The sequence below is a fragment of the Okeania sp. SIO2C2 genome (assembly GCF_010692625.1).
In the GTDB taxonomy this organism is placed as follows: Bacteria; Cyanobacteriota; Cyanobacteriia; order Cyanobacteriales; family Microcoleaceae; genus Okeania; species Okeania hirsuta.
This window is the reverse complement of sequence record NZ_JAAHGM010000014.1, coordinates 99,573-115,568: the sequence shown is the minus strand read 5'-3', so window position 1 is coordinate 115,568 and position 15,996 is coordinate 99,573. Positions and strand designations below refer to the sequence as shown.

Annotated in this window: 15 protein-coding genes; 8 read left to right on the top strand and 7 right to left on the bottom strand. The window is 36.3% G+C overall.

All coding sequences use genetic code 11. The features are described 5' to 3' along the window. Together F6K18_RS14180 and F6K18_RS14175 are read left to right on the top strand one after the other, a co-directional pair. On the top strand, positions 1 to 1,981 hold a 1,981-nt coding region (locus tag F6K18_RS14180; RefSeq protein ID WP_287521699.1), incomplete at its 5' end, for a DUF4912 domain-containing protein. A gap of 550 nt (positions 1,982 to 2,531) precedes the next feature. Next, positions 2,532 to 3,146 (top strand): hypothetical protein, encoded by a 615-nt coding sequence (locus F6K18_RS14175; RefSeq protein WP_287521697.1) that lies wholly within the window; start codon positions 2,532 to 2,534, stop codon positions 3,144 to 3,146. Positions 3,147 to 3,375: 229 nt separating this feature from the next. Here the strand turns inward: F6K18_RS14175 and F6K18_RS14170 are convergent, their stop codons facing one another. Next, entirely contained in the window at positions 3,376 to 4,179 is an 804-nt protein-coding gene (locus F6K18_RS14170) for a calcium-binding protein (protein WP_287521695.1), read from the bottom strand. 90 nt (positions 4,180 to 4,269) lie between these two features. On the opposite strand from F6K18_RS14170, the gene F6K18_RS14165 reads away from it, so the two are divergent. The 5 genes from F6K18_RS14165 to F6K18_RS14145 all read left to right on the top strand — a co-directional run bounded on the left by F6K18_RS14165 (position 4,270) and on the right by F6K18_RS14145 (position 7,757). After that, positions 4,270 to 5,268 (top strand): ATP-binding cassette domain-containing protein, encoded by a 999-nt coding sequence (locus F6K18_RS14165; protein WP_287521693.1) that lies wholly within the window; start codon positions 4,270 to 4,272, stop codon positions 5,266 to 5,268. Positions 5,269 to 5,885: 617 nt separating this feature from the next. Further along, positions 5,886 to 6,011, top strand: coding sequence for a hypothetical protein (locus F6K18_RS14160; protein ID WP_275670379.1), 126 nt, complete (start codon positions 5,886 to 5,888; stop codon positions 6,009 to 6,011). After that, positions 5,980 to 6,609, top strand: a complete 630-nt coding sequence (locus F6K18_RS14155) for a DUF1963 domain-containing protein (protein WP_287521690.1) — start codon at positions 5,980 to 5,982, stop codon at positions 6,607 to 6,609. Before F6K18_RS14160 ends, F6K18_RS14155 begins: the two co-directional genes overlap by 32 nt. A 140-nt stretch (positions 6,610 to 6,749) precedes the next feature. Then, the gene (locus F6K18_RS14150) at positions 6,750 to 7,538 is read left to right on the top strand and encodes an ABC-2 family transporter protein (RefSeq protein ID WP_287521688.1); all 789 of its coding nucleotides are present in this window, start codon (positions 6,750 to 6,752) and stop codon (positions 7,536 to 7,538) included. 30 nt (positions 7,539 to 7,568) lie between these two features. After that, positions 7,569 to 7,757, top strand: coding sequence for a hypothetical protein (locus tag F6K18_RS14145; protein WP_287239447.1), 189 nt, complete (start codon positions 7,569 to 7,571; stop codon positions 7,755 to 7,757). A 534-nt stretch (positions 7,758 to 8,291) separates the two neighbouring features. Here F6K18_RS14145 and F6K18_RS36615 read toward each other — a convergent pair. The 4 genes from F6K18_RS36615 to F6K18_RS14130 all read right to left on the bottom strand — a co-directional run bounded on the left by F6K18_RS36615 (position 8,292) and on the right by F6K18_RS14130 (position 11,238). Further along, entirely contained in the window at positions 8,292 to 8,555 is a 264-nt protein-coding gene (locus F6K18_RS36615; RefSeq protein ID WP_353735078.1) for a Uma2 family endonuclease, read from the bottom strand. Continuing rightward, positions 8,530 to 8,757 carry a hypothetical protein gene (locus F6K18_RS36610; RefSeq protein ID WP_353735077.1) on the bottom strand — a complete coding sequence of 76 codons (228 nt, stop codon included), beginning with the start codon at positions 8,755 to 8,757 and terminating at the stop codon, positions 8,530 to 8,532. The genes F6K18_RS36615 and F6K18_RS36610 overlap by 26 nt, the downstream gene beginning before the upstream one ends. A gap of 615 nt (positions 8,758 to 9,372) precedes the next feature. Further along, positions 9,373 to 9,807 (bottom strand): hypothetical protein, encoded by a 435-nt coding sequence (locus tag F6K18_RS14135; RefSeq protein WP_287521685.1) that lies wholly within the window; start codon positions 9,805 to 9,807, stop codon positions 9,373 to 9,375. Positions 9,808 to 9,810: 3 nt separating this feature from the next. After that, positions 9,811 to 11,238 carry a DASS family sodium-coupled anion symporter gene (locus F6K18_RS14130; protein ID WP_287521683.1) on the bottom strand — a complete coding sequence of 476 codons (1,428 nt, stop codon included), beginning with the start codon at positions 11,236 to 11,238 and terminating at the stop codon, positions 9,811 to 9,813. Between the two features lie 244 nt (positions 11,239 to 11,482). On the opposite strand from F6K18_RS14130, the gene cysC reads away from it, so the two are divergent. After that, positions 11,483 to 12,064, top strand: a complete 582-nt coding sequence (gene cysC, locus F6K18_RS14125; RefSeq protein WP_375341323.1) for an adenylyl-sulfate kinase — start codon at positions 11,483 to 11,485, stop codon at positions 12,062 to 12,064. A gap of 668 nt (positions 12,065 to 12,732) precedes the next feature. Here the strand turns inward: cysC and F6K18_RS14120 are convergent. After that, positions 12,733 to 13,902, bottom strand: coding sequence for a phytanoyl-CoA dioxygenase family protein (locus tag F6K18_RS14120; RefSeq protein ID WP_287521680.1), 1,170 nt, complete (start codon positions 13,900 to 13,902; stop codon positions 12,733 to 12,735). Between the two features lie 887 nt (positions 13,903 to 14,789). Further along, the gene (locus F6K18_RS14115; protein WP_287521678.1) at positions 14,790 to 15,908 is read right to left on the bottom strand and encodes a RuBisCO accumulation factor 1; all 1,119 of its coding nucleotides are present in this window, start codon (positions 15,906 to 15,908) and stop codon (positions 14,790 to 14,792) included. Positions 15,909 to 15,996: the final 88 nt, after the last annotated feature.

Below are 15,996 nucleotides of genomic sequence, written 5' to 3'. Positions count from 1 at the left end.
ATCAACTACAAACAAGCAAATAGATTCTTTAGTACCAGAGCATGACTACCAGGCAGAAATAGGTTATGTAACTGATGATGGTCAGTGGTTAAAGTTAGCTCGTTCTGAGAAAATCAGGATATCAACAGCAGAAACTGTCACTCCAGTGGATGGAGATGACAGTACGGGAATATCAATACCAGAAGTAGGGGTAGATACTACAGATAAAGCAACAACTCCCGCTGATGGAAATCAAACAACTCCAACAGATGGTATCGGAATAGGTCAAATATTAGGAGGATTAGGAGTCGCAGGGTTATTAGCAGCATGGGCAAATCGAAAACGGGAACTAAATAGTGAAATAAACCTGACATCTCATCATAATAAAAGTGCATCAGTAACTTGGTCAGTTCCACAAGCAGACAAAGATGCAGCTAAATTATATGGAGGTCAGCAATATCAACTGCGGGTTTATGATGTCACAAATATCGACCTGGACTCACAACCAGCTCACAGTACCAAGTATTATGATTCCGAAGAGTCAAATCAGCAGTGGCAAGTAGGAAATTTACTAGATGATTGCGAATATCAAGCAGAAATAGGTTATGCTACTGATGATGGTCAGTGGCTACCATTGGCTCGCTCTAACCGAGTTCGGATATCAGAATATCCTGTGGATGAAAATATAGATGTAACAAAAGAACCAGAATTATTAGGTAAAACACCAGTAAAATGGGTATTACCTCCCTGTAAAATTACTATTACTCCTGAGAATGAAGAGAATATGATGGTGGTTTGGGAAGTTCCTCAAACTGCGAAAAATGCAATCAAAGAACAGGGGGGAGAACAATACCAGTTGCGAATTTATGATGTTACAGGTATTGACTTGGATACACAGCCAGCATACAATGTACAAGCCTACGATTGTGAGGAATCTACTCAGCAAATGCAAGCACCTGTTTTTGTAAAAGAACGCGAATATCAAGCAGAAATAGGCTATGTCACTGATGATGGTCAGTGGTTAAAATTGGCTCGTTCTCATCGTATCTGGATACCTGTACCTAACTTTACTGTAGACAGTGATGAAGTAAAAAGTACACAATTAGACACAACTCCCACCACAGTAACTATTCCAGAGGAAGCATTGAAATCCAGTTGGATTACTATAGTACCTAATGATAATCAGAGTGCTTGTGTTCATTTAGTAGTTTCTCAAGTTGCTAAAGATGCAGCAAAACAACAAGGTGGAAAGCAATACCAATTGCGGATTTATGATGTTACAGATGTTGATATAGACTCACAAAAAGCTCAAAAGATACAACAATACGATTGTGAGGAGTCTATCCAGAAACAGAAAATACCTATCAATGTTAGTTCTCTTAGTTATGTTGATTATTTAGCAGAGATTGGTTATGTCACTGATAATTTGCAGTGGCTAAGGATTGTTTGTTCTGACCCACTGCGAATACCTGTTTTGACTCGAACTGATGATATTGAGGCAGTAGGAACAGTTCTTCCTGGCGAAACAGCTATTGATACAGATGTAATATCTCAAGTATCAGAAAGTGAAGAAGAAACAGCGATCGTAGCAAGCAATATTACTCCTGGTGACTGTGAGATTCAGCATCTTGTTGTCCATAGTCATAACAATTGCTATTCACTAAATGATGCACAAATCAAGGGACTTCAAGAAACGGCCGTCTCTAAAACCCTTGAACCAGGGATTTATATTGTGCGGATTAAAAGTGGTACATTTGGTTACGGTTCTAATATTTGTCCCTCTGGTGAACCATTTGTTTTACTTTGGATTTTTGGTGGAAAAGTCAAGAATAAAAAGACAAATATTCCGGTTGAGCAAACCTGGTCAACTTTGAATGGGTATCACGAAACACTAACGTTAGAGGTTTTGGAGACCACTACTTTGTATGTCTTTTTTGTTGATACTTATCCTGATGACAATAACGGAGAGCTTACTGTTTCTGTAGCTAAGTTATATTCCTAAGTAATAGGGTGGGTAAATATCGCAATATTTATCCATCTACAATTATCTTATTAGGACTTACGCAGATACGCTATATATACTGTTCAAAACTATTGTCCAATAGTTAATTTACCCTATAAATAGTGCCTTTGCGTAAGTCCTGATTATATTAGATCATGTCCGGATGATCGCTAACAGCGGTTTTCATTTTGGTAGACCACAGTAGGAGCGAATGACCATAGGACTTACGCATGAACGCTATTGGTAGGGTGTGTTAGCGATAGCGTAACGCACAAAACCCTAAATCTATATGTCAGTGCGTAAGTCCTGGACCATTTGCTAACGTAGAAGCTCTTTGCTTTGCTCCGCGACCTGAAAAGTTAATGTACTCCCATGAAATTCACCATATCCGAAAACGTAATTATCAAGAAACCTCTCCCAGCAGCAGGTATTGTTTGCTCCAATCCTCAGCGCGCTCAACGTCTAGTCAACCGTTATTTTCCTTCAGCTCAATTACATACCGACAGTTGGGGCATAGTTATCTACACAGAGTAGTTACCAGGGGCACTATATGTTTGTTGCCAGTGTACCAATGGGTGCTGGTGGATCTGGCTTTGCTTTTCTGGAAATGTATGCTGCTGAAGCTAATTATATTGTTCGCTACGGGTCTAACGATCGATATGTAACTCCAGACAATCTTAGAGACATTAATATCATTGACGAAGCTAATAACCTTTATGGGTTGATGCGCGATTCGGGTCTTTCTGCTTCACAATTGGGTCAGAGTCTTTTTGCTTCTCCCTTGCTAGTAGACAGTCTTCGGCATCAGGCAGAATCACTGTTTTACCCAGTACAGTTAATGATTTGCCATCATGTTGAAGATTATCATGCTTATAATTACCCTGAGCTAATCGGAGAAAGGACTGATAATGTTAAAAGTCTGATTAATATCTTAGAAAGCAGTACCCAGAAAAATAGTGCCTGGGATATGGAAACTGGTGCTTTGTTTTGGCGAGCGACACAGTTTAAAAAACACGCAGTAACAGTTCTACAGTCCTTAATTAAGCATCGGGGTGAAACGACACCTTATGAAGGAGAGTATGGACGTATAGCAACAGAAATGGAACAAGTTTTTGGTCAGTTAATTTTAGACAGCTTAGTGGCAATCGTTTCTGTGGGAATTTAAGGCTGACAGAGACTTTAATGCTGCTGTCAACCTAGAAAACTATGTGCGTCTTCCTTGACATGCTCCCGACGCCCGTGCTTGAGCGACAACGCGGGATTCTTCAACCCGCAAAGGAGTTGCAGTTTATACAGAGGTGATGTCCTCCCCCTGTGTTCTTATATTATAACATGGTCGCTTTCCTATACGACGTTCCCTTGCACTAGAACGCGGGACTTCTCGCTATTTTTTGTTAAAAATTAACACTAATAAACTGTGACTCTGGCAACGCTGCTATTTCTGTCGAACTTGTGTTCAACACATATCCTAAAAGCTGATTTGTACCACTCATTTTAATCGCAGTACCCTCTAAAACACCATCATTATTTGGGTCTAAATCCTGTACTGAAATACCTGCTTTGGTTAATAGTTCAAGTTCATCACTGACAAATGGTAAAATCAAATTTGTATTAATCCCAAACTCCTCAAAACTATTAAAATCTTCAAATATCAAATCAGATTTTGTCATCCCTCCTGTTAATCCAATAACATCTTCAGTAGGATTAAAATCAGTAATAATTGCATTAGGCAATTCAACAGTACTGGGAATTCCTGGAAATAAAGAAGTAATACCACTTAAATCTTGTGTTACTCCTGCTAACTCCGTTCTGAAAACATATACATCACTTCCCAAACCACCTTTATAAATACCAACACCAGCATCACCAATCAGAATATCATTACCATCTCCACCATTTAATAGATCGGCACCCTTACCTCCATACAATGTGTCATCACCAAGGCCACCATTGAGCAAATCTGTATCCTTGTTACCATGCAAAATATCATTACCACCCTCTCCAGATAAATGATCTTTCCCTTTACCGCCAAAAATTAAGTCGTTGGCAGATGAACCAGTAATGATATCATCACCACTGAGAGCTAATACTCCCCCAGGAAAAGAAGTAGCTTGCTCTACTGTGAGAATCTCATTATCATCACCGTTTGTTCCCAATAAACGAGGAGAAGAGTCTGAAAAATCTGGAATAAGTACCATAACTTAGTATGCCTCCTAAAATATGCTAAATTTCTTGCTGTTCTATTTATGGCCAATGTTGCCTGTAACTCAAATTAATATTCAAAAGTTATGTCTATTATACTCGCTAAAAATCTGAGCAAAATCTACCCAGTAGCCATCAAAGAACCAGGAATTAAGGGAACATTAATTCATTTTATACGTCGCACCTACCAATATGTTAAGGCAGTTGAAGATATTACATTTGAAATAGACCCGGGGGAAGTAGTGGGATTTCTCGGGCCCAACGGTGCTGGCAAAACTACTACTCTGAAAATGCTCACAGGTTTAATTCATCCGTCTAAGGGTATAGTTAAAGTCGGAGATTATGTCCCCTTTGAACGCAAGAGAAAATTTTTAGAGCAAATTACCTTAGTCATGGGGCAAAAACAACAGTTAATCTGGGATTTACCAGTGTTAGATTCCCTGAAAATTAATGCTGCTGTTTATGGTCTTTCTGACAAAGAATATTACAGACGGTTGATGGAATTAACAGAGATGTTGTCCCTGGAGGGAAAGTTGAAGCAACCAGTCAGAAAATTATCTCTGGGGGAGCGGATGAAGGCAGAGTTGATGGCGGCGTTATTACATCAACCAAAAGTCTTATTTTTGGATGAACCAACTTTAGGTTTAGACGTAAATGCACAAGTGGCAGTGCGGGAGTTTTTGCAAGAGTATAATCAACGTTATCAGGCAACTGTGTTATTGACGAGTCATTATATGGCTGATATTACGGCTTTATGTAAGCGCGTGTTATTGATATATCAAGGTCAGTTAATTTATGATGGCAGTTTAGATGGTTTGCTTGATCGTTTTGCTCCTTATCGAGAGGTACAAATAGAATTACTTAATCCTGTGCCTACGGATGTAGATAATTTTGAGCAACATTTATCTAATTATGGGGAGGTGGAAATGCTGGAAGGTCAGTCAGTACATTTATTGGTACGCCGGGAAAATTTAACGGCAACTGTAGCTCAGATTTTGGCAGAATTAGAAGTGCAAGATTTAACGGTGACTGACCCACCTATTGAGGAGGTCATTGGTAGAGTTTTTCGTGCAGGAAAAGTTTAATTTAAGTCAAAAGTCAAAAGTCAAAAGTTTGAAAGGTTTCAATTTTTTAAATTAATTACTAAATATCAATTAGTATTTTCTTGGTTTAGCTTGTGAGGCGATCGCTAAACTACTAATTGATCAGCTAATGTAATAAATAATCTTAATCTTTACATTTTTTAAATTAATTAGGGTTTGCTGAAAAAGTCTTTTAGTAGGAGGAGACAGGAGACAGGAGACAGGAGAAATGGGAATTAAGAGGAGGTAGAAGTAAGAATTGTCAATTTGGGATTTTTCTGCCCAACTCTTACCTATGGTGCTTTCAAGGTGATTCTGCGTAAGTCCTGTTACTTATTAATTAGGGTTTGCGTATGGAAAGTATTTTGGTAGGGGTAGGAGACAGGAGACAGGAGAAATGGAAATTATAGAGGAGGTAGTCGTAAAAATTGTCCCAAGATTTTTCTGCCATAATCATCCCAAAATACTAGCTTTATGCAGCTGTTTAGACCGAAACAGGCGCACTTTTTTAGACAAAAAAAAGCTGAAACCCATATCTGTCAGTGCTTTGATATTTAATCAGCAAGCCCTAATTACTATCCTCCAAATAGTTGATTGAATTTTTTCTACAAATAAATATTATGACTAATATTCCGCTAGAAATTCAACCCTATAAACGTGAAGCTTGGAAACCAATAACTATCGATGGAGATGGTGCTTTAACTGCTTCTAAATTTGCTGGTAAACCAAGGTTTACCAAAAGATGAACAATGGCCGAAATATCCTCATTGCCAAAATCCTCTACAATTCTTTCTTCAGCTAAACCTTAATACCTTACCAGAAGCATTAAAAAATGAATTTGGTAGTGGTATTTTACAGATGTTTTATTGCACTAATGAAGAACTACTTTGTGATTGCGATTATGAAGAATGGGAACCATTTTCCGACATTCATTTAATTAGAATTGTTCAGCCAGAAACAGAAGCAAAAGATGTAAAAAATCCTGAAAATAAAAAAGTTTTTCCTCCTAAATTAATCGTCGATTGGCAACAACTAGAAGATTATCCTAACTATGCTGAAGCAGCAGAATTTGGTATAGAATTAGATGATGAATTATATGAAGATAATTTCTTAACTGAAGAGGATAGTTTCCCAATTGAAGGAGATAAATTATCCGGCTGGCCTTTCTGGATTCAGGGAATAGAATATCCTAATTGTCCGATTTGTGGTGAAAGAATGAGATTAGTTTTTCAGGTTGATTCTGACGATAATTTATCTTTTATGTTTGGGGATTCTGGTTGTGGTCATATTACTCAGTGCCAACATCATAAAAATCAAGTAGCATTTGCTTGGACTTGTTTATGATATAGCACTCAGCAGTTACCTTTTTGGTTTTTAAGTTATTATTTTACCTTACTCATCTACTGTTTTTTGATAGTATTATTTTTCCTGAAAACCAGTTAATCAAAGCTCCTGTTTAAATTAATAGTAAATAATTAAAAACAATGAAAAAAATTATCAAAATTGCTAAAGTTTTTCTATCTACTTACTACGCCTATATGTTAGAATATAGAGCTGAACTATTCTTATGGGTATTGTCATCTTCTTTGCCTTTTATTATGATGGGAGTCTGGATAAAAGCTTCAGTAGCAGGAGAATTTGCATTAGATAAATCACAGTTTTCTCATTATTTCTTAGCTGTATTTATTGCCCGTGCAATCACACCTGTTTGGGTGATTTGGGATTTTGAAAAAGAAGTAGTTCAGGGGAAATTATCTCCTAAATTATTACAACCGATAGATCCTGTTTGGCATCATTTCTTTGGTCATATTGGAGAAAGGCTTGCTAGAGGACCTTTTATTTTAGGTTTAATATTATTATTGTTGATTCTATATCCCCGGATATTTTGGTTGCCAAGTTTGGGTAATTTTTTGTTATTTTTAATTGTAGCAGTAATGGCATTTGCATTACGATTTTTAATTCAATATACAATGGCTTTGTTTGCCTTTTGGATAGAAAGAGCTAGCGCGCTTGAGCAGCTTTGGTTTTTACCTAATATGTTTTTATCGGGAATAACAGCTCCATTAGAAGTGTTTCCAGAATCAGTGTCTCAAATAGCATTATGGACTCCGTTTCCTTATATAATTTATTTTCCTGCTTCTATCTTAGTGGGATTGCCTGTGGATATTGGACGCGGGTTATTGATGATGTTTGCTTGGGGTGCGATATTTTTGGGATTAAATCGTTGGTTGTGGCGAAAGGGGTTAAAGCAATATTCGGGGATGGGTGCTTAATAATTAATAATTAGGGTTTGCTGAAAAAGTATGAGTGGTAGGGGTAGGAGACAGGAGACAGGAGACAGGAGACAGGATAAATTGGAATTTATAGGAGGTAGGAGCGGGCGTTTTGTAAGAATGATTTTTCTGCCCAACTATGCGCCTAAAATACGCTCCATGCATGAGCATAAAGAGGTGAAAAATTTGCACTGCAATTCGACTCCAAAAATTCTTTAGTCTTTATATGTCAATGCTTTTATATTTAATCAGCAAGCCCTAATTAATAATTAGTTATTAATTATTAGGGTTTGCTGAAAAAGTCTTTTAGTAGGGGTAGGAGACAGGAGACAGGAGACAGGAGAAACGGGGAATTATAGAGGAGATAGTAGGAAGAATAGTCCCTTAATTTTTCTGCCCAACTCTTGAGCAAAATCCGCTCCTAATTGAACCATTACCACCTAAAACCTCGCACTTTTTGATACTTAAAAAGGCTAAAACTTTTATCTGTAAAGACTTTTATATTTAATCAGCAAGCCCTAATTAATAATTAATAATTAATCATTACCTCTCCTTGAAAAGAAGATGATTGACGCTTATAGCGGTTTTCATTAACATAGAATACAACTATTTCTGTAGCTTATTAAACTTTAGGTATATCTATAATTTTTACTGTAGTCAACATCAGTGAAAACCGCTATAAGGAAAATGTTTTCTTCTCTTGGTTTTAACCAGAGGTGATTATCCATTATCAATTAATGAATCCTTCCTTCTTCAACCATCAAAAACTGTAGAAACTTTCAAATTAAGCCTTCTAAATCCAGGAGATAATACTAAATCATTACCAGAAAAACTACCTACTTCTGTATAACTTGTGCCGATTAATTTTAATATTAGAATAGTTTTAGTTTCAGGGTCAACAATCCAATATTCAGGAATACCACAATCTTGATATTGAATTCTCTTCGCAATATAGTTTCTTTCTCTTTGTATCTCTCCAGGATTAACGACTTCAACAACTAACAAAGGAGGAGACATAGAAAGGCGAATTATTCCGCTTTAATAATTGTTGAATATGTTCTTCTCGGATGATAGTCAAATCGGGATAGCGATTTTTCGGCTCTCCTCTAACCTCTAATTCTAATCCTTGACCCCGTACTCGACGATGACCTAAAAGTAAGGCAAATCTCAGCAACAAGAAAGTAGCAATTTCAACATTTAAACGTGATTCTGGAGGCATTTAAATTAATTCACAATTAAATAATTCACAGAGTTTTTCTGAATTGTTACTATATGATAAATATTCTTCAAAGCTTTGAAATTTATGTTTAACTTGTACCATCAGATTCACTTCTTTTGTCAAGATTGTGTGTCTGCCAGGAATCAGGAAAAAAAAATAGGAAAATATATATTTTGTCGCTTGATTCAGATAAATAAGTTTATCTAAAATAGTAAGTAATAGAAAATCCGGAGGGAGATTATTTATCAGCAAGAAGCTATGTTTTTTGATATAGCAGTTGAAGTAAAAGGCACAGACATCTCAAAAGCTTAAAACTAAAACAACGCCAGATTTTTCCTTCTTCCTTCTTTCTTCTGATATAACTGATTATGCAAATATAATATTATTGACCGAAAATTTTTAGTCTCAAGCCTCCCCTTTTAAGGGGATAAAAAAAGAGAATATTCCATATTTCAAGCCTCCTTATTGCAGAGGTACTGTTAACGCAGTTCCTCCGTTAGGAGGCTAACTGATAACTGAAATGACCTACACCAATTTTTAACTTGATGAGATAGATATTTTTAGAGCTTCATTGAACAAATAAATAAAATACTATAGGAATTAATTACATTGTTTTTAATCTTCCTCAATATACTCTGCTATACTTGGTAAATTTGCAACTCTAGTAGTCAGTAACTGAGGACCAGCAACAATAATTTTTATTGCATCTTGCTCTACAAGTTCAAACAGATATTTTTCTAAACTAGGTCTTTCTATTACTTCTTGAATGTCTAATTCTACTTCTTTTTCTTTAGCTTTACGCTTTACCCGCTTCAAAACATCACTAGCTAGAGCGCGATAACCCTCTAACATAGAGTCTTGAAGTTTATGCAAAGGATTAGACCCTAACCACCCAGTCTGCCCCAGTTCACCAATAACATCATTAATAGAGTTATTATTAATAAAAAACACAACTCTCAATTTAGCTTGATTTTGTTGAGCTTCTGAGATTCCTTTCCACATTGCTTTATCGTAAGCATAGGGATTTGCAACCACCAACCAAATATTCATATTTTACACCCCTAGCCCAAATAAAGGCCAATAAAATTTCGCCATTGCCAAGAAGATCAAAGTCCCCACTAATTTTAGCAATAAGCCACGCTTAAAAGCTTCAGCAGGCGACACATAACCACTACCAATGATAATGGCCATTACCGGGGTACTTACTGGCAACAGAAAAGCCAGACCTGATGGCAGAGTGATACCCAGTGTCATTGCTCTAGGGTCGATTCCATATTTAGCTGCTAAAGCAAGTCCAACTGGCATCAAAACTGCCACAGCAGCAGCATTACTCATTCCTTCTGTCAAGATAGTAATAATCAAAACCATTGCCACAAAACAAATTAAACCAGAATTAATCCACGATCCCAATAAAATTTCTGCTAATGCTTGTGCTGCCCCTGTATCTCTTAACACTGCACTTAGAGCAATAGCACTACCATACATTAAAAAAATACCCCAGTTAACATCTTCTTCTACTTCTTGCCAACTTGCCAACCCAAAAATGAAGCTACACATCACCCCAAAGAAAGCTATTGTATCTAGTCCCCAAGCTGTTCCTCGAAAAATCCACAATAAAACTATCCCTGCCACTAATACTAATGTACCAATTTCTCTTGGTGAAATTCCTCCCAGACTTTTTGACCTAATTTTGAGAAATTTTAGGGCATTTGGTAAAGACACAACTGTACCTTTTCCTATTTGGAGTAAGATAAAATAAGCTACTGTTAACAGTAATACGACTAAAGGAATAGACCAAATAAACCATTCCACAAAACTGACATCGTATTCTCCGTTAGTGGTGCTGCGAAGAACTCCTAATGCTAGTGGTGCTCTGGCACCTCCAAGTAAAGTTGCGATACCACCAATACCGCAACCCCAACCTAAAGCTAAAAATGCTGCTAGTCCAAAACGTCCACCGGGTTTAGCTCCTGCTGCTTGTATAACTTCTATCACTACTGGAAATAACATTGCCGTAACAGCGTAGGAACTAATAACAAAAGACATTATGGCTGAAAGAATTAAAATAGAGGCAATTAAAGTATTCTGGGTATTACCAAAACGGGAAACTACTGTTAATGCTAGACGGGTACTCAGTCCTGAGCGTTGAATAGGACTAGCTAAAATAAATGCTCCTAATACAAAAAATACTGCTTTGTTGCCGAAATAAGCATAAGTTTCTGTGGGAGACATACTACCACTGAGGGGGATTAAAAATAAGACCATTAAACCTGTGACTGCTACTGGTAAGGTATTAGTTGCCCACAGAAAAGCTGTTACCCCAAATACTGCTAAAGCTCCTTTTGCCTCTTTTTCTATTCCTGCCATTGGAAACAGGAGAATACTTACATAGATCAGTGCTGCGGCTACAAACCAAAGCCAACGATACTGAGGTTGACGAGATATGCGTAACCAACTACGAAGATGTCTAATATTTTCCATTTATATGAGTTAAATTGTGGAGATGTCTAATTAGCGATGCTATGAGGAAATTCAAATAATTTTTACTATATGGCTTTGATAACTAACTGAGATATTACATTTTACACTATTTTAACTTGTAGCAAGCTAAACAATTATGATATCATAGTAAACATCTTAAGTCAAGAAAATGATGAAACTTTAAATTCCTAAAATTCATATTTTTATTCGGGATTTAAACTTTGTTTTTTATAGGATGTTGTGAATGGAAAAAATCAATCAAACTGGTCTAACAGTATGGTTTACTGGTTTAAGTTGTGCTGGTAAAACTACTCTGAGTTTAGCTGTGGCAGAAGAGTTGCGATCGCTTGGTTATACGGTAGAAGTTCTTGATAGTACTGTTGTTCGTCAAGACCTTGGTAAAAGTTTGGGTTTTAGTAAAGTTGACCGAGATGAAAATATCCGCAGAATTGGGTTTTTAGCCCATCTTTTAACTCGTAATGGTGTGATTGTTTTAGTATCTGCTATTTCTCCTTATAATCAAGTTCGAGCTGAGGTTAGAAAAAGAATTGGCAATTTTATGGAAATATATGTTAATGCACCTTTAGAAGTTTGCGAAGCGCGGGATAAAAAAGGACTTTATCAACTTGCCAGAGCTGGAGGAATTAAAGAATTTACTGGCATTGATTCACCTTATGAAGCACCTCCTCATCCTGAAGTTGAATGTCTAACTGACTTAGAAACAGTTGCTGAAAGTAAGGATAAAGTTATACAGAAGATGAAGAATTTAGGTTATTTAGAACCGAGCGATCGCTCCCATATTAACGGTAATTTTGTGCGAATTTAGGAAATTTATTTAACTCAGTTTTATGACCAGAAAATTGATTTATTTGAACCATAAAACTGAGTTTTTTTACCAGACTGTATTAGATATCTCCAGAAAAGAGGGAATAGGGAATAGGGAATAGGCGAAAATAATTGATAATTTCTGTACGATAATTGATTTAATTTTTGATTTTTGGAGATGTCTATTGTTTACAGAAGATTCGATAGATTGTAAGCATTCAGCTATTAGCATTTCCTACGGAATGCTCCACAAACAACATTTCCGTTTGTCATGGTACGCAAAAAGATGCATAAACCTACAAGAAAGACTACAGATTTTCATTAATGGATAATTACCTTTCCCTAAAAGGGAGAGGATTGACTAAAAGGAAAAAATTTATTTTTTCCCCCTTGAAAGGGGAGGATTTTAACCTGAATTATTTAATTATTAATTACGGTTTGCTAATTCAATATAAAAGTCTTTACAGATAAAGGTTTTAGCCTTTTTAAGTATCAAAAACTGTGAGGTTTTAGGTGGTAATAGTTCAAAAATTTAGGATTTTGGTCAAGAGTTGGGCAGAAAAATCAAGGGATGATTCTTCCTACTATCTCCTCTATAATTCCCATTTCTCCTGTCTCCTGTCTCCTGTCTCCTACCCTTACCAATAATACTTTTTCAGCAAACCCTAATTAAGATTGATATAACTGAGTTCTTAACCTTTCTAATTCTGCCTCAATTAGCTGATTTTTAGCTTCTGATAATTGAAATTTTGTTTGATAATCATATAACTGAATACGTAACTTTTCTAGTTCTGACTCAACTGTTTGAAGTTGAGGTTTTAATACAGTCAGTTCATCCTGAAATTGCATTGCCATAGGTCGTAATTTTTCTAATTCCTCCTGAAATTGTAACAGTTGATATTTTAATCTTTCTACTTCATACTGTTCGGGATTAACCTCAATTTTCTCACCATTATAAATATGATCGACGACTTTTCCTGTCATAATATTTATCACTTCTTTCAGATGAATTCTATGTAAAAATGGATCTGAAAGTAAAGGAATATAATACATACAATCAGAGAAATAATAATGTGTTACTTGACTATATCTGGTGCGTTTTTTATCTATAACTGGACTACCCCCATGTAGTAAATTTGCAGCCCAAATTAAAGCTTGCCCTTTCTTGACATAAAGTTCTACTTTTTTTAAACCATTATGTTCAATTAATGACTGTAAAAACTCTTCATATATAGGATAAACATCATAAGGTTTATTTTGATAACTACCTGTAATTCCTAAGTCGTTTAAATCAAACATTGATAATTTATGACTGCCAGGATAATAATGTAGCGGACCGTTATTTGCGTCTATATCTTCAAGAGCTACCCAAACTCCACACATAAACCTAGCTGGCATTGAACTAAAATGTATACTGTCACTATGAGTAGATTGTTGAGTACCAAACTTAAAATTTAAGGTTTGAAATGGGATTGGTTCTCGCTGATAAAGTATTTTTAATAGGTTAATAATTTTGGGAGAAGTGGCAATTTTTTTTACATCTTGATTGAATGTCCAAGCATCCTGAATTCGATCGTGATAAATCCAAGCTGATTCTACTTTGCCTTTGTCTCCATATATGGGAGTTAAGTCTTTAACTATTCTATCTGTAGTTTCTGTAATATTTTCTATACCTAAGTCGTCTATGATTACATATCCTTGTTCGGCAAATTGTTTGACAAGTTTTTTTGTGTCTTTGTCTAAAGTTAACTGGCTAAAAATTTGTTCAAAAAATGGCGAATCTACTAAAGGTAAATTCATCAGAGAAGGAATAAACTTTTTATCTGTTGTTTTGCTCATAATTTGTGAATAAAGAAATAAGTAAGGAGGAGCAAAAGATTATAGCAATTTTCATTAGATATCTCCAGAAAAGAGAGAGTAGGGAGTAGGGGAAAATAATTGATAATTTTTGTGCGATAATTGATTTTATTTTTGATTCTTGGAGATGTCTATTTATAGCAGGGAACAGAGAATAGGGAATAGCGGGAAAAACATTTCCCCTGATTCAGATCATCATCCACATAAGTCCTAAACTGCCTGTCTTTTGGAATAGATAGTACCAAATTCACGCCAAGGTCGTTACATTTTAATCTGTATTTTCTGCCTTAAGTAGAGTAGAATAAAAAGTTTTCTCGCGCGCAGATATTGTAAATATCCGGACTTTAGTCAAAAACATCTGAAAAATACTATCAAAAGTTTACTTATGAAAAGTTTAACGTCAAATCAGCTTGTTTTTGATAGGTGTAGCTTTTAACTATTTTACCCTTTTGATGTATTTTCCTTGCTCTGTCTGTATAATTTTCAGCTATTTTTGTCCTCAAAAATATCAAAGTCTCGATATTTAACCTTTTTTTCTACTCTTCTAGAACCCTTATATAGTTATTCTGAATAAGACTGGAACACTTTTTTAGCTAAAACTCTTTCCAGGTAAGAAACCCTTGTCTCAATCTTAACTGGAATGACCATAGTATCTTTGCAGGCGGTATGTGCTTTTGGCATAGAAGTAGAGGTGAATGGCAGCTTCCCCCCCTACAGAATTCAGGAAATTTAGAAATAGAATAGGGGAAAAAGCGGATGCGACCCCGCGACGGTTAGTCGCATCTGGTAGCGCACCAAGCAAGTAGAGAAATACTCCCCACTCCCCTACTCCCCTACTCCCCTACTTCCCAATTCCTTTCAGTGAATTATTATTCCTCAAATTGCAAAAGGTCTTTCACAAATTCTTGATCGAGAATCTTTTTAGGTCTTAATACTAACAAAACCCGTCCAAGTAAAGGTATATTAGGTAATTCATCAAAGCACTGCATCTCTATCTTCCCAGCTTGGTCTATGATAAAATAACCATCCTCATACCATTCACGTTGAGACCTATCTATAATTAACAAAACTTCCTCAGTTGCTCCTGGTATTGGAGTAGGCAAGCGATCGCTATTTTCAATAACTGCTACAGGATCTTCTGCTTGCATGACAACTCGCCATCCAGGTATCCCTACCCAAGCACCTGCTCCACCAGAAAACTTTACTATTCCATGAGACCCCACTTCCTCCACCAGGGGTACAGCTTTTAAATCTTCTGTGTTCAGGGGTAATTTTCCAACTACTGGTAAGACACGGGGTAATTCTTCTTCTGACTCCATTCGATAAATTGGCAGACGGGGTGCTGGTCTCTGGGAAACAATAGTAAAATCAGTTAATAACTGTTCAAGTTGTTTTCTAGCTGTTTGAGAATCAGCTAATTTAAGACCTTTAGCAATGAGACGAGATCTTTGTTGTAAGTCGTTTTGTTGCCTAGCTAGTTTCCAACATTGATAAGCTACTATATCTCCAGGGCGATCGGAAAATCCTTCTGGTATTGTTTTCATCCGAGCAAAATCCTTAATGGCCTTTGCTAAGTCTTTAGCATCATCAACATCAAGATTATGCTCAACTATAAACTCAGTTGCTATAATTCTTTGCTCTTGAGTTAAAATTCTCAATTCGTAAAGAATATCACTGCCCGATCTCTCAAAGCGCGATAAAAAATCTGTTCCACTTTGCGACTGTACATTTTTTGCGGTTTTGGCATTGACAATACTTGTATATACTTGAGATCCTACTATCACCTGATTTTGCTGTACAGGTTCAAATCCTGTTGCTTCAAATATTTGCTGAGAAGTATATCCAGCTTTTTGTAGTTTTGCACAAGCTTGTCCCCACTCTACCCAGTTACTTTCTTTGCGACGTAGCAAACCAATTAAGTTTTCTATCTCTACTGGGTTTGTTGATTTTTCTTGAGAGTTGGGGGAATTTTCTGGTGTTTCGATCATAGTTGAGGGCGCACTTTTTTTATTTAAAATGAATGGATAAGCCTTTGACCATGCTACCTAAAAATATATCAGCTACGGATATAAGGCC

Bases quoted from the DNA above. Each gene is read 5' to 3' on its own strand.
- F6K18_RS14175 (WP_287521697.1), top strand. From the start codon at position 2,532: ATGTTTGTTGCCAGTGTACCAATGGGTGCTGGTGGATCTGGCTTTGCT.
- F6K18_RS14170 (WP_287521695.1), bottom strand. From the start codon at position 4,179: ATGGTACTTATTCCAGATTTTTCAGACTCTTCTCCTCGTTTATTGGGA.
- F6K18_RS14165 (WP_287521693.1), top strand. From the start codon at position 4,270: ATGTCTATTATACTCGCTAAAAATCTGAGCAAAATCTACCCAGTAGCC.
- F6K18_RS14160 (WP_275670379.1), top strand. From the start codon at position 5,886: ATGACTAATATTCCGCTAGAAATTCAACCCTATAAACGTGAAGCTTGG.
- F6K18_RS14150 (WP_287521688.1), top strand. From the start codon at position 6,750: ATGAAAAAAATTATCAAAATTGCTAAAGTTTTTCTATCTACTTACTAC.
- F6K18_RS14145 (WP_287239447.1), top strand. From the start codon at position 7,569: ATGAGTGGTAGGGGTAGGAGACAGGAGACAGGAGACAGGAGACAGGAT.
- F6K18_RS36615 (WP_353735078.1), bottom strand. From the start codon at position 8,555: ATGTCTCCTCCTTTGTTAGTTGTTGAAGTCGTTAATCCTGGAGAGATA.
- F6K18_RS36610 (WP_353735077.1), bottom strand. From the start codon at position 8,757: ATGCCTCCAGAATCACGTTTAAATGTTGAAATTGCTACTTTCTTGTTG.
- F6K18_RS14135 (WP_287521685.1), bottom strand. From the start codon at position 9,807: ATGAATATTTGGTTGGTGGTTGCAAATCCCTATGCTTACGATAAAGCA.
- F6K18_RS14130 (WP_287521683.1), bottom strand. From the start codon at position 11,238: ATGGAAAATATTAGACATCTTCGTAGTTGGTTACGCATATCTCGTCAA.
- cysC (WP_375341323.1), top strand. From the start codon at position 11,483: ATGGAAAAAATCAATCAAACTGGTCTAACAGTATGGTTTACTGGTTTA.
- F6K18_RS14120 (WP_287521680.1), bottom strand. From the start codon at position 13,902: ATGAGCAAAACAACAGATAAAAAGTTTATTCCTTCTCTGATGAATTTA.
- F6K18_RS14115 (WP_287521678.1), bottom strand. From the start codon at position 15,908: ATGATCGAAACACCAGAAAATTCCCCCAACTCTCAAGAAAAATCAACA.